Consider the following 14,141-nt stretch of genomic DNA (forward strand, 5'->3'; position numbering starts at 1 on the left):
CGCAGCGGATCAAAAAGACCATGTTGGAGAAGACATACAGCCCGGCCGACGTTGAAGGCAGACTTTACGATAAATGGGAAAAATCGGGGGCATTTGCCGCCGATCCGGCATCGAATGCCAATCCCTATGTCATCATGATGCCGCCGCCCAACGTGACCGGCAGCCTCCATATGGGGCATGCGCTGACCTTTACGCTGCAGGATATCCTAGTGCGCTATAACCGGATGTCGGGCAAAGACACCTTGTGGCAGCCCGGTACAGACCACGCTGGTATCGCAACGCAGATGGTTGTTGAACGCCAGCTTGGCGAACAGAACGTCACGCGCCATGACCTTGGCCGTGAAAAGTTCGTCGAAAAGGTCTGGGAATGGAAAGAAAAGTCTGGCGGGACCATCACCAATCAGCTTCGCCGTCTGGGCGCATCACCAGATTGGCCGCGTGAACGTTTCACTATGGATGACGGCCTGTCGGCTGCCGTGCGCAAGGTATTCGTTACCCTGCACAAACAGGGACTGATTTACCGTGACAAGCGTCTGGTCAACTGGGACCCGAAACTTCTGACCGCGATTTCTGATCTTGAAGTCGTTCAGAAAGAAGTCAAAGGCCATTACTGGCACTTCAAATACCCGATCGAGGGCAAGGAAGGCGAGTTCATCACCGTTGCGACCACGAGGCCTGAAACCATGCTGGGCGATACCGGTGTTGCCGTTCATCCGGATGATGAACGTTACAAGGACCTGATCGGGCAGTATTGCATTCTGCCGATCGTTGGCCGTCGCATCAGAATCGTTGCTGATGAATATGCTGATCCTGAAAAAGGGTCGGGGGCGGTTAAAATCACCCCGGCGCATGATTTCAACGACTTTGAAGTCGGCAAACGCAATGATCTGGAAAAGATCAACATCATGGATGATCATGCGCGCATCAATGATGAAGCGCCCGAAGAATATCGCGGACTTGATCGTTTCAAAGCCCGCGAACTGATCGTTGCCAGAATGGAAGAACTCGGTCTTCTCGAAAAGATCGAAGATACCGTTCACATGGTGCCTTACGGCGACCGATCAAATGTCGTGATCGAGCCTTACCTGACCGATCAGTGGTTCGTGAATGCCGAAGTTCTCGCCAAACCGGCGACCGAGGCAGTTGAAGACGGTCGTATCAAATTTGTGCCCAAGAACTGGGAAAACACCTATTTTGAATGGATGCGCAATATCCAGCCATGGTGCATTTCACGTCAGCTATGGTGGGGCCATCGCATTCCGGCATGGTTCGGTCCGGACGGTGAAATCTTTGTCGAGGAAACCGAAGAAGAAGCCTTGGCGGCGGCCAAGGCGCATTTCGGCAAGGATGTTGAACTGACTCAGGAAACCGACGTTCTTGATACGTGGTTCTCGTCGGCACTGTGGCCGTTCTCGACCCTTGGCTGGCCGGATAAAACCCCGGAACTGAACAAATACTATCCGGGCGATGTGCTGGTTACCGGTTTTGACATCATCTTCTTCTGGGTTGCCCGCATGATCATGATGGGCATGCATTTCATGGACGGTAAAGTTCCGTTCAAGGATGTCTATATCCACGCACTGGTCCGTGATGAACACGGTCAGAAGATGTCAAAATCCAAAGGCAACGTGATTGATCCTCTGGAACTGATTGACGAATATGGCTGTGATGCTTTGCGTTTGACCCTGACGGCATTGGCTGCACAGGGCCGCGACATCAAGCTTGCCGCATCCCGCGTCGAAGGGTACCGGAACTTTGCGACCAAGCTTTGGAATGCGGCCCGCTTTGCCGAAATGAACGAATGCATGCCGGTTGATGGTTTCAATCCCGCCAATGTCAATTCGACACTGGCGCGCTGGATTGTTGGTAAAACCGCCGAAGCTGCCAAAACCGTTGCATCGGGTATCGAAAGCTATCGTTTCAATGATGCCGCAAACGGTGCGTATCAGTTCGTTTGGGGAACTTTCTGCGACTGGTATTTGGAACTGGCAAAGCCGGTTCTGATGGGACAGGACGAAGGAGCCAAGGCCGAAATCCGCGCGGTGACCGCATGGGCTCTCGATCAGATTCTTCTGATCCTGCATCCGATCATGCCTTACATCACCGAAGAACTTTGGGAGAAGTCGGCCGACAATCGTGCGACGCTTCTGATGTCGCAGGATTATCCCAAATTTGACGATGCCCTGATTGACCGTGCCGCCGAGGATGAAATTGATTTTGCGATCCGCCTGATCGGTAACATTCGTGGCGTTCGTTCCGAAATGAACGTACCGCCCGCGGCCGAGGTTCCGATCTATCTGGTCGATGCATCCGATGCCATGAAGGCCGTTGTTAGTGCACAGGAAGCCCAGATCAAACGCTTGGCACGTGTGGCAGCGGTTGAATTCAAGGAGCAGGGCGATGTTGAAATCATCGCCAAAGGGGCAATCCAGACCGTTGTTGATGGTGTGACGGTGTTTGTTTCGGTAGCCGATTTCATTGATGTTACGGCTGAAAAATCCCGCCTTGAAAAGGAAATCGACGGCAAAACCAAATATATCAAGGGGCAGGAAGGCAAGCTTTCCAACGAAAGTTTTGTGAGCCGCGCACCTGATCATATTGTCGCGATCGAAAAAGCCAAGCTTGAGGAAGCCCGCGATACTCTTGCCAAATTGCAGGAAGCACACGCCCGCATTGCGGCGATGTAATTCCGGTTGATGTCATTACGTCAAAGGGCCAGTCCATCGGATTGGCCCTTTTGCGTTGCGGGGATCAATATCTTTGACAGATTTTTGAAATTCATCCTCGCCAGAATGCCAGAATCGCATAAATTGGCGACCATCCCGTCACGCCACGATCCGCCGCGACGTTATCCACAGGTCAAAACCGTAAAATGCTGATTGAAGAATGCCCCTATATCGAACCGCTTGACGCTTATGGCGCTTTTGCCGGGTTCGCAGATAGTCATTTTCTTGATTCCGGTGACCGGGACCGATTTGCTTATGTCGTTGCATCTCCGTTGCATAAACTGACGGCCAAGAACGGGCAGGTGAAGCTTGACGGTTTTTCTGTTCCCGGTGATCCCTTCACGGTTCTTGCCGATCTGATGGCGCGCTATCGCGTGGAAGCAGATCCGGATTTGCCACCGTTCCAGGGGGGGGCTGTCGGTTATTTCGGTTACGAGCTTGCACAACAGCTCGAATCGCTTCCCCAAGCCCCGCAAGACTGGCTCAACATGCCCGACATGGCGGTTGGTATCTATGACCTTGTCATTGCATTCGATCAGCTTGACCGCCGCATGTGGCTTATTTCGACGGGTATTCCCGAAACATCCGTACAGGCACGGAAAAAACGCTCTGCGGACCGCATGGGATTGATTCGCAAATACCTGCGTCTGGCGCGCCCCATGGGCGAGATACCCGATGCACCGCATGTTCCCGATATCATGCCATGGCAATCGAACTTTAATCGCACCGGGTACGAAGATGCCGTTCAGACCGTCGTTGATTATATCCATGCCGGGGATATTTTTCAGGCCAATCTGTCGCAAAGTTTCCGGGCGGAATATGCCCATGATGCCATCCCGAAACGGTTTGACCTTTATCGCCGTCTAAGTCTTGCCAGCCCGGCACCTTTCGCGGCTTTCCTGAATTTTGGTGATGTGGCGGTTCTATCGAACTCGCCGGAACGCTTCCTGAAAGTTACCGACGGTCAGGTTGAAACCAGACCGATCAAGGGAACACGCCCCCGTGGCATGTCCCCCGTCTTGGACGCAGAATTGGCTCAGGAATTAATGCTATCTGCAAAAGATCGTGCGGAAAATATTATGATTGTTGATCTTTTGCGAAATGATCTGTCGAAGGTCTGCAAACCTCACACAGTCGAAACGCCGCAGATCTGCATGCTTGAAAGCTATGCGAATGTCCATCATCTGGTTTCGACCGTGACCGGGAAATTACAGGATGGCAAAACTGCCGTGGATTTATTGGCTGCCTGTTTCCCGGGCGGTTCGATCACCGGGGCCCCAAAAATCCGCGCTATGGAGATCATTACCGAACTTGAAGGGACGACCCGCGGGGCTTATTGCGGGGCAATCGGGTATATCGGTTTTGATGGGGACATGGATACCAATATCGCAATCCGCAGTATTTGCGCGAACGGCGGGCGCATGGCATTCAATGTCGGTGGCGGCATCGTTGCTAATAGTATTCCGGAAGCGGAATACGGCGAAACGCTGGTCAAGGCCGCCAAGATATTTGAAGCATTGGGGATCAGTCCTGATGCATTGTAAAACCATTGAAGCCAAGCAGTATCATCAAGCATGCGAGAGGTTTTAGCCGCTTTGCCTGCCTGTCAGGACGATTATGGCCTTGGCTATAATTTGATTGCTGCTGTGCATGTTTTTGGAACATAATAAGAACAAATTCGGTCATCCAAGGATTGGTATGCAGGCTTTCGTCTGCTGACTGGCAGGAGTTAAGCTAAAATGCCTTACAATGACTCAATTGCCTCAAATCTGAATAACGGGTTTGCTGTTGCTATCAATATCATCGCCAAAGAGGGCAAAGGCGATGCTGTGGCAGCAATTCTACAAGGGCTGATTGAGCCAACAATGGCGGAAGAGGGGGTAAAATTCTTCGTGCCATATCGTTCGCCAACTGATCCTTTGTCATTCTTTGTTTATGAGCTCTATGTCGACGAGGCAGGATGGGAAGCGCATAATAATGCACCTCACTTCCTGAACGTTGTTGATGAACTGGTTTCTCTGGCAGCTCATCGTCAGCGTATACCATTCGTTCCTTTTGCCTAACGCAGATAACCCGCAGCGTATATATAGAATTAATCCCGATGTGCTTTAATATCACCACGCTTAAACAATACCCTGGGCAATTTCACAGACGGATTGGATCAAAATGATCCTGTTGATCGACAATTACGATTCCTTTGTTTTCAATCTGGCGCGCTATTTCGTCGAGCTAGGTCAGCAGGTTGAGGTCGTGCGCAATGACCGGATCGACGTTGCCGAGGTCCGTCGTCTGAATCCTGATGCCATCGTTTTTTCACCCGGTCCGTGTGGCCCGGACGAGGCCGGCAACAGTCAGCCCCTGATTACCGCATTGGCAGGCGAATATCCGATGCTGGGTGTCTGTTTGGGACATCAATCCATCGCACAGGCTTTCGGTGGCACCGTTAAACGCGCCAGCCGCCCTGTCCATGGCATGACATCGGCAATTAAGCATGAGGGGGCGGGGCTGTTCAATGGTCTCAAATCGCCCTTAACCGTCACGCGCTATCACTCCTTGATTGTTGATTTGCCAACGGATGACGTGCTGATCGAAACTGCAACCGGGCCGGAAGGTGAAGTCATGGCCTTTGCCCATCGTGATCTTCCAATCTTTGGAGTTCAGTTCCATCCCGAGGCCATCCTGACCGAACAGGGGCATGATCTGCTGTCAAACTTTCTCGTACTTGCAGGGGCAGTTGTTACGCACAAGGCAGCATCCTGATGAAAGCCTGGCTTAACGGAAAAATTATCGAACGGACAGATGCGCATATCGCGATATCTGACCGCGGGCTGTTGCTGGGCGACGGGTTTTTTGAAACCATGCGGGCCCATGATGGCAAAGTAGCGTGGCTTTCAAGACATTTGGAACGGCTTAACAGCCATGCCGAAATGATTGGGCTTGATCCGGTTCTTTTACCGAATGCTGACGAAACTGCACGTGCGGTCACGAGCCTTTGGGAAAATCTTGATGGTTCTGACGCTGTGATCCGTCTGACTGTTACCCGTGGCAGTGGCCCGCGGGCAGTGTTGCCGCCAACAGACTGCAATCCAACCATCCTGATGACTGCGGCATCCTTTGCCAAACCGTTGCCTGATAATGGCTTGGTCCTTGCCACGTCAAAATCGATCCGGCGAAATCCGTGGTCAGTGGCAAGCCGGATCAAAAGTCTGAATTATCTTGATAATATTGTGGCCCGTCGCGAAGTTGCCGCCTATGGCGCGGACGAGGCACTTATTCTATCGGTCGATGGATCGGTGGGCGAAACCACAATTGCCAATCTGTTCGCCGTTCGGGATGGAGTGTTTTACACACCTGCTTCCGATTGCGGCATTCTCGCCGGTCTGGCGCGGCAATTTGTGATCGACTGGTGTCGTGCAAATGATCTCGTCGTGCATCTGACATCAATCGATCCTGCAGATTTGGCATCAATGGATGTAGTGTTTATCTGTAACGCATTGCAGGGAATACGCTTTGTCCGGACGGTTGACGGCGTTTCATTCGATCTGGGCCGGGCATCCGATAGCATGCTTGTACAATTGGCGGGTATGCTGGAAAAATCACTATGCCTTGGTATAGAATTTTAACGAAAATTAACTTCATTAAGGCATCTTCATTTCCCACGCCTTTGGACGGGAATGAATATGACCGCGTCTTCAACAAAATCGGAATTGAGCCTCGCCAGGTTCGTTGAAAGCCTTCGCAAACATGCCTCGAACGGCAAACGACCGCTTGTTGCCATTCTAGATATTCCCGTATCTCTGCGTCTCGAGTTGCAGGATTATCAGGATATTTCACGCGACGCATTTCATCACTTGCCCGAGAAAACGCAAGAATACCGTCTCGAAAACGGGATGGTGGCTTTCATTCGATCTGCCAAATCCTTCGGGGAAATCGACACTTTCCTCACCTGCGTAACCGAGACGTTAAAAGAGGTCATCGCCCGTCAGGGACTTGGCGATATACCCGAAAAGCTGTGGAATGAATTCCGCTGGCCTGAAGATCGCAGCGCCATGTATGCATTGCTGGACCTTTCTGCAGAAAACCATTTCACGACCGAAAGTCTGCATCGCTTTGATATGGCTGAAATGCTGCGTGGGGCAATTAACGAAGAAGCCGTTTTCGATTCCTGCCGCCGTCAGGCCATTCTTGAATTTCATGACAGTCGCCGTGAAATCCTTGGTCATGAACTTTACTGTTCGCTCGACTATCTGCGTCAGCATCACCTGGCAAGTTTTCTTCTGGAAGGACCGGGAGAGGTTGAAATCCTCTCACGCGTACTTGATGAAAAGGTGATGGATGTCACCAAAAGTCTGGCACCGCAGATGCTGCCCGATACCCTGCATCTGAACATGATGGTTCAGACGGTATTCAGTGATCGCTTTACCGAGTTTCTCGGTTCTGAAGACAGCCGATTTGCGGAAAACCTGGCGATTGAAATATCGCTTGAAAACGCGATTGCCGATTGGTGGGAATTCGAAGATGCCTGCAATCTACTGCATTCAGCCGGTGTGCGTGTCGGGCTTGACCGTATCACGCTGCCATCGCTTGAATTCCTGTCACCGCGCAAGATCAATGTCGATTTCATCAAGGTGATCTGGGATCAGAATATCATTGGTTCCAAACGGGCCGAGGCAACGGACCGCCTACGTGAATTTGCATCGGTCTTTGTTGATCGAAATTTGATTCTGACCCGGTGTGACAGCCGCACCGCATTGCGTATGGGTCGAAGCCTTGGTGTTGATGCCTTTCAAGGCAGCTATATCGATGCGCTTCTGGGAAAGTATCTGAATAAGGAATGCAAGTCCCACAACGCATCCTCGGATCGCAAATGTGCCGTATGTCAGTGGGCACCGCGAGAATTGCACAAGAATGGCTGTAACTTCCACTTCAAGGCCGGAAAAATCCTAGCTGAAATCTAATACGGCAACACAGTGTTTCCATGCGTTCCGGATCACGGTGTTTGACAACAATCTTTCATTTTTCTAAAGTGTCGATGCCTGATCAAGGGTGATCAGGCATGTCGTTGAAACACGGCGCTTATTCTCAGGGCAGGGTGAAATTCCTGACCGGCGGTAATCCTGATTAAGGAAAGCCCGCGAGCGCCTGCCAAAGCAATTTGGTAGGGTCAGCAGATCCGGTGTAACTCCGGAGCCGACGGTAACAGTCCGGATGGGAGAGGATAAAGCGTGACGGGCAACGGGGGAACCTGTTGCCGTCTGCCTATGACTGGCGTGCGGCTTTGTCGTGCGTTCAGGCCTTTCTTGTGGTGCCTTGATTCGTAAGCTCCTTAAACGGAGAACCGTTATGAATCAGAGTGTTCATCAGGAACCGGAACTTTCGATCTTTGGCGATCCGATTACACGTATGGAACGTGCAATTTCGGATTTGCGCAATGGCAAGGGGGTTCTGGTCGTCGATGATGAAGATCGCGAAAACGAGGGCGATCTTATTTTTTCCGCAGAAAATCTGACCAATGAACAGATGGCGATGCTGATCCGCGATTGCAGCGGCATTGTCTGCCTGTGCCTGACCGATGAAATGGCAACGGCACTTGATCTTCCGCCGATGGTTGCCAACAACACGTCAAGCATGGGGACCGGCTTTACCGTTTCCATCGAGGCAAAGGTTGGTGTGACCACCGGTGTTTCCGCTGCTGATCGCGTTACCACGGTCAAAACCGCAATAGCCGATGGAGCAAGGCCGGATGATCTTGCCCGTCCGGGGCATGTCTTCCCGCTACGTGCGCGTGCCGGTGGTGTCCTGGAACGTCGCGGTCATACCGAAGGAACGGTTGATCTGATGCGTCTGGCGGGCTTTAAACCGGCAGGTGTTCTGTGCGAAGTCACCAATCCGGACGGCACCATGGCGCGTTTACCGGAACTGATTGCCTATGCACAGCAGCACGACATTGTCGTGATCAGCATCGAAGATATCGTTGCCTATCGCGGCGTTTTACAGCGTGCTGCGGAATAGATATGTCGCACAGGGACCGTCTGGGGTGAAGTTCAATCTGACTTTGCGCTTCTTGGGCCGTTGGCGACCGAGTAGCCCGACAAAGTTGCGCAGCAGGTGCCGATTCTCCGTTCCAGTTCCCGTGAAGTCGCGCACTTGGCAAGGCTTGCTTCATGCTTTGCCCAAGTTAAAAAGGCAGCAGAAAAACTCTGCTGCCTTTTGCATTTGGTGACTTTGTCCTGCCGGGCCGCGAGCGATCCTTGATCAGTCGTCGATCATGCACCAGACCGGGGTGTGGTCCGACGCCTTTTCCTTGGCGCGCGGGGCGCGATCAATATCCGATGCGCTGAGCCGGTCGGCAGCTGCCGGGGTTAGCAGCAAGTGATCAATCCGAAGCCCGTTATCCTTGTTCCACGCACCCGCACGGTAATCCCACCAGCTATATTGGTGGCCCTGCGGATTGAAGGTCCGAAATGCGTCGGTGTAGCCCATATTCATCATGGTGCGCAGTTTTTTGCGTTCCACGGTCGAACATAGAACGGTTTCGTGCAGTTTGATCGGGTCGTAAACATCCGAGTCATCCGGCGCAATATTGTAATCACCGCCCATAACGGCGGCGTCGCCACTTTCACGGATTTTCTCGAAACGCTTGATCAGGCGATCCAGGAAGCTCAGCTTATATTCGAATTTCTCCGATCCGACCTCGCTTCCCATCGGGACGTAGATCGATGCCACACGAATCGGACGATTTCCCGATATAGTGGCTTCGATATAGCGGGCCTGTTCGTCGTTGTCATTGCCCGGCAGGCCGCGTTCTACATCTTCAATCGGGAATTTTGACAGGATCGCCACCCCATTATAGGTCTTCTGGCCGTGCAGGGCGATGTTATAGCCAAGATCCTCGATTTCCATGGTCGGGAAGCCGTCATCGACAGTTTTGGTTTCCTGAAGCAGGACAACATCGGGCTTTGCGTCGCCAAGCCATTCAAGGATATTGGGCAGACGGGCCTTGATCGAGTTGACGTTCCAGGTGGCGATTTGCATGGGGACCTCGATGTTCGGGATGAATTTTGCAGTTTTATGCGCAGACATAACAACATTATGTCCAAACAAAAACGGGGTCCATGAAACATGAACCCCGTTTTATAGATCGTTTTCCTGATGCGGATCAAACCGAGAAACTGGATCCGCAACCGCACGATGATGTTGCGTTTGGATTATTCACACGAAACGCTGCACCAACCAGTTCGCGGACAAAATCGATTTCCGCACCGCCGAGCAGGTCGAGCGATACGTCATCAATTACCATTCTCGCGCCGTGATTTTCGAAAATGTGGTCTTCATCGGTCTTGTTGGAATCAAGCGAGAATTCATACTGAAAACCGCTGCATCCGCCGCCGGATACCTGAAGGCGCAGCATCTGGTCTGATGCGCCGTTGCTGGCGATCAGTTCCTGAATACGCTTTGCTGCACTTTCGGTCATCTGGACTTGCCGGGCAGTTTCCGTCATTCGACACTCCTTGATGTACTATCCCCGGATATTCAATCCTTGGGCAACCCATAGGGTATATTGATGATCATGATGCCAACTTTAACACAGCCTGATCGTGTTCCTTAAGGCTCTATTTAGCGCGCATGGCAGAAATGTCAAAACCTGAGAGCAGGGCAACCAAGCGGTTGCTTGCGTTTTGATGCGAAATGTCCCAAAACAGCCTCATCAAAATGGTCGTGATGGACCATGAACGAAATTTGCAAAGACCAAAAGTGATGAATGTTTTCAGCCTGTTGAAAAGCGACATCGAGAACCAGATTCTCGCCCTTGAAAAAGACGGCGTTCTGCCCGCTGGCAGCGATACAGCACGTATCACGGTCGAACCGCCGCGCGATGCCGCGCATGGCGATGCCGCGACCAATGCTGCGATGCTGCTTTCCAAGGCTGCGGGGATGAAACCGCGTGATCTGGCTGAAAAACTGGCTGAAAAGCTTGGTACACTTGACCATATCGAACAGGTCGAAATTGCGGGTCCCGGTTTCATCAATCTGCGCATGGCCGATGATTTCTGGTTGTCGCAGATCACCGAAGTGCTTGAAAACGGCAAGACGTATGGCAACAGCAACCTTGGCGCAAACACCAAGATGAATGTCGAATATGTGTCGGCCAACCCGACTGGCCCAATGCATGTCGGCCATTGTCGCGGGGCGGTTGTCGGTGATGTTCTGGCAAATCTGCTGGCGAAGGCCGGTTATGATGTGACCAAGGAGTATTATATCAACGATGCCGGTGCGCAGGTTGATGTGCTGGCGCGTTCCCTGCATCTGCGTTACCGCGAGGCGCTTGGCGAAACCATCGATGAAATCCCGGTCGGCCTGTATCCCGGCGATTATCTGGTGGCACCGGGGAAGAAGCTGGCAAAGCGTGATGGTGATAAATGGGTCAATGCGCCTGACGAAGAATGGCTCGAAGAATTCCGCGGCTTTGCGATCATCGAAATGATGGAACTGATCAAGGAAGACTTGCGTCTGTTGGGCGTTGACCACGATGTTTTTACATCCGAAGCGGGGTTGGTGGCCGCCGGCAAGGTACAGGCGGCGTTCGAGCATCTGGAGAAGAAGGGCGACATTTATGTCGGCGTTCTGGAACCGCCAAAAGGCAAAACGCCCGATGATTGGGAGCCGCGTCCGCAGACCCTGTTCCGGGCAACCGAATTTGGGGACGATGTCGACCGTCCATTGAAAAAGTCGGATGGCAGCTGGACTTATTTCGCGTCTGACATTGCCTACCACTTCGACAAATACGAACGTGGTTTCAATCACATGATCGACATTTTCGGTGCCGATCATGGTGGTTACGTCAAACGTATGAAAGCTGCGACGAAGGCAATCACCGGCGGCGAGGGCGACCTTGATGTCAAACTGTGCCAGTTGGTCAGCCTGTATGACAATGGCGAGCCGGTCAAAATGTCGAAACGTGCGGGAACGTTCGTCACGCTGCGCGATGTAGTCGAACGTGTCGGCAAGGATGTCGTGCGCTTCATCATGTTGACGCGCAAGAATGATGCGACGCTTGATTTCGACTTTGCCAAGGTGACCGAGCAGTCCAAGGACAACCCGGTATTTTACGTTCAATACGCCCATGCCCGGGTCAATTCGGTGTTCCGTCAGGCGCGTGAAGCCTTCCCGAGTCAGGATTTCTCGGATGCGGCATTGGTTGGTGCCGACCTTGGGGCATTGACGTCGGAAGATGAAAAAATGCTGGTGCGTCGCATGGCGGAATGGCCCCGTATTGTAGAACAGGCTGCGGTTGCACACGAGCCGCATCGTATTGCCTTCTTCCTGTCCGAACTTGCCGCTGAATTCCACGCATTGTGGAACAAAGGACGCGATAATACGGCACTACGCTTTATCGTTGCAGATGATCTGCCGGTAACGCAGGCGCGTCTTGCCATGATCCGTGCCGCTGCCCTGGTTATTGCGTCTGGTCTTGATGTGCTGGGTGTCGCCCCGGTCGAGGAGATGTAGTCACGATGAATGAAGAACAGGGTTTCGGCCTTCGCGCAGAGCAACGCCACCGGGGGGCTGGTAAGAAAGCCTCGGGTGGCGGCTGGGTGAAAGGGGTGGGAACCGTTGTTCTTGGTCTTGTGATCGTTGGCGGCGGACTTGGTGGTGCAGGATACTGGTTTTACAATCAGGGTCAGCCATCACAGGAAGAGGGCAAGTTGCCGATTCTTCTGCCGGACCCGTTGCCGATCAAGCTGCGTCCGGATGATCCCGGCGGGATGGAAGTTCCGCATCGCGACACGACAATTTACGAACAGCTTGATGATACCCAGCCCGCGGATCAGGTGGTTCTTCAGGAACTGCCCGATATGCCAAAGGCACCTGATATCATGCCGTCGCCCGATAGCGCTGCGGAAACCGGCCTGATCGAACAGACTCCCGAGGCAGAAGTTGCTGGTGCACCACCCGGTGAAGCGGCTACTTCAAAACCGGCAGAAGTGGTAGCTGCACCTGCACCCAGTGATGCCGAAAAGGCAATCGCAGCCGCCAACACCAAGGAGCAGACCTCATCGTCCGCAACGCAGGTCATGGCTGGCACCGGCAACATGTCGGAGCAGGATTTCCGTATTCAATTGGCATCGGTTCGAGATGCATCTGGTGCCGAAGCGGAATGGAAAAGATTATCTTCAAAAAACAACGATTTGCTGGGTAATCTTCAGATGTTTGTGAAGCGTACTGATCTTGGCGATAAAGGCGTTTTTTACCGCCTCCAGGCTGGTCCGCTGTCAGATGCTGCTGCGGCTGAAACGCTTTGTGGCAATTTGAAACAACGCAATGTGGGGTGCCTGATTGTCCGGCCTTGAGGTAAGAAAACCGCGTGCCTGTATTCTTGGTGTTGAAGGTACAGAACTGAGCAACTGGGAGAAGGGCTTTTTCCGCGAAGCCGATCCTTATGGCTTTATCCTGTTTGCCCGCAATGTCACGGATCAGAAGCAGGTCAAGGCGCTGAACAATCAACTGCGTGAGGTTGTCGGCAATATCAATGTGCCGATTTTCGTCGATCAGGAAGGTGGGCGCGTTATGCGTCTGAAACCGCCGCACTGGCGTAAAGTTCCCGCAGCCGGTGTATTTGGCCAATTGTTTGAAACGGCACCGGAAGATGCCCGCGAAGCCTCCTATATCAATGCGCGGCTGATGGCGGCCGATTTGCGCGATGCCGGGTTTAATATTACCTGCGCACCGGTTCTCGATATCCGGTTTCCGGGTATGAGCGATGTGGTCGGTGATCGTTCCTATGGGGCCAAGGTTGAACAGATTGTGACGCTGGCAAGTGCAGTTGCGGCAGGGTTGCTGGATGGCGGTATCGTGCCGGTCATCAAGCATATTCCTGGCCATGGTCGCGCGTCGGTAGACAGCCACAAGGATTTGCCGGTCGTTACCGCGTCATGCGAAGAACTGAGCCGACTTGATTTCGAGCCGTTCCGCCAGATGAAGGATGTGGTTGCTGCGATGTCGGCCCATTTGCTGTTTACCGCCATTGACGATCAGCGTCCGGGAACGGTTTCGGCCAAGGTGATTTCCGAAATCGTGCGCGGCGATATCGGCTTTGAGAATCTTTTAATCAGTGATGATCTGTCGATGGAAGCACTTGGAGGATCGATTGCCAGCCGGACCCACGAATGCCTTGCTGCGGGTTGCGATATTGCCCTTCATTGCAATGGCAAACGCACAGAAATGGAAGAAGTCGTTTCAATGGCACCGAAACTTGCCGGTGAAGCCCTGACACGTTCGCAGTTGCTGAGCAACCAGATCGCCGGTTTCAATATTGTACAGCCATCCCCGGCGCAAATTGCCGACTGGAAGGTCCGACTGGACGAATTGCTGTCACCGGTCTGGTCGGCAGAAGAATAAGCGCAAGGGAAACAG

At 52.7% G+C, this 14,141-nt stretch carries 12 protein-coding genes and 1 riboswitch; of the genes, 10 read left to right on the plus strand and 2 right to left on the minus strand.

All coding sequences use genetic code 11. The annotated features are described in order from the left end of the window. Nucleotides 1-20: 20 nt before the first annotated feature. The 7 genes from LG297_RS09580 to ribB all read left to right on the plus strand — a co-directional run bounded on the left by LG297_RS09580 (nucleotide 21) and on the right by ribB (nucleotide 8,738). On the plus strand, nucleotides 21-2,687 hold the full coding sequence (locus LG297_RS09580; RefSeq protein ID WP_404426682.1) for a valine--tRNA ligase: 2,667 nt from the start codon (nucleotides 21-23) through the stop codon (nucleotides 2,685-2,687). A gap of 185 nt (nucleotides 2,688-2,872) precedes the next feature. Next, complete coding sequence (gene pabB, locus LG297_RS09585; protein WP_404426683.1) at nucleotides 2,873-4,270, plus strand: aminodeoxychorismate synthase component I; 1,398 nt, start codon at nucleotides 2,873-2,875, stop codon at nucleotides 4,268-4,270. Between the two features lie 195 nt (nucleotides 4,271-4,465). Beyond that, nucleotides 4,466-4,789 (plus strand): putative quinol monooxygenase, encoded by a 324-nt coding sequence (locus LG297_RS09590; protein ID WP_404426684.1) that lies wholly within the window; start codon nucleotides 4,466-4,468, stop codon nucleotides 4,787-4,789. Between the two features lie 103 nt (nucleotides 4,790-4,892). Next, nucleotides 4,893-5,486 (plus strand): anthranilate synthase component II, encoded by a 594-nt coding sequence (locus LG297_RS09595; RefSeq protein WP_404426685.1) that lies wholly within the window; start codon nucleotides 4,893-4,895, stop codon nucleotides 5,484-5,486. Next, the gene (locus tag LG297_RS09600; RefSeq protein WP_404426686.1) at nucleotides 5,486-6,349 is read left to right on the plus strand and encodes an aminotransferase class IV; all 864 of its coding nucleotides are present in this window, start codon (nucleotides 5,486-5,488) and stop codon (nucleotides 6,347-6,349) included. Before LG297_RS09595 ends, LG297_RS09600 begins: the two co-directional genes overlap by 1 nt. A gap of 57 nt (nucleotides 6,350-6,406) precedes the next feature. Further along, entirely contained in the window at nucleotides 6,407-7,684 is a 1,278-nt protein-coding gene (locus LG297_RS09605) for an EAL domain-containing protein (protein ID WP_404426687.1), read from the plus strand. Between the two features lie 116 nt (nucleotides 7,685-7,800). Then, a riboswitch (FMN riboswitch) is annotated at nucleotides 7,801-7,950 on the plus strand. A 119-nt stretch (nucleotides 7,951-8,069) separates the two neighbouring features. Continuing rightward, nucleotides 8,070-8,738, plus strand: coding sequence for a 3,4-dihydroxy-2-butanone-4-phosphate synthase (gene ribB / locus LG297_RS09610; RefSeq protein WP_404426688.1), 669 nt, complete (start codon nucleotides 8,070-8,072; stop codon nucleotides 8,736-8,738). A 243-nt stretch (nucleotides 8,739-8,981) separates the two neighbouring features. On the opposite strand, the gene xth is transcribed toward ribB, so the two are convergent. Further along, the gene (gene xth, locus LG297_RS09615) at nucleotides 8,982-9,761 is read right to left on the minus strand and encodes an exodeoxyribonuclease III (protein WP_404426689.1); all 780 of its coding nucleotides are present in this window, start codon (nucleotides 9,759-9,761) and stop codon (nucleotides 8,982-8,984) included. A 124-nt stretch (nucleotides 9,762-9,885) separates the two neighbouring features. Beyond that, the gene (gene erpA / locus LG297_RS09620; RefSeq protein ID WP_404426690.1) at nucleotides 9,886-10,227 is read right to left on the minus strand and encodes an iron-sulfur cluster insertion protein ErpA; all 342 of its coding nucleotides are present in this window, start codon (nucleotides 10,225-10,227) and stop codon (nucleotides 9,886-9,888) included. A gap of 257 nt (nucleotides 10,228-10,484) precedes the next feature. Between erpA and argS the strand changes: the two genes are divergently transcribed. The 3 genes from argS to nagZ are packed head-to-tail and all read left to right on the plus strand — an operon-like array spanning nucleotide 10,485 to nucleotide 14,126. After that, nucleotides 10,485-12,236, plus strand: coding sequence for an arginine--tRNA ligase (gene argS, locus LG297_RS09625; protein WP_404426691.1), 1,752 nt, complete (start codon nucleotides 10,485-10,487; stop codon nucleotides 12,234-12,236). A gap of 5 nt (nucleotides 12,237-12,241) precedes the next feature. Next, complete coding sequence (locus tag LG297_RS09630) at nucleotides 12,242-13,078, plus strand: SPOR domain-containing protein (RefSeq protein WP_404426692.1); 837 nt, start codon at nucleotides 12,242-12,244, stop codon at nucleotides 13,076-13,078. Continuing rightward, entirely contained in the window at nucleotides 13,065-14,126 is a 1,062-nt protein-coding gene (nagZ, locus tag LG297_RS09635; RefSeq protein ID WP_404426693.1) for a beta-N-acetylhexosaminidase, read from the plus strand. Before LG297_RS09630 ends, nagZ begins: the two co-directional genes overlap by 14 nt. Nucleotides 14,127-14,141: the final 15 nt, after the last annotated feature.

It is taken from the genome of Thalassospira australica (assembly GCF_044790785.1).
Classification (GTDB): Bacteria; Pseudomonadota; Alphaproteobacteria; order Rhodospirillales; family Thalassospiraceae; genus Thalassospira; species Thalassospira australica_A.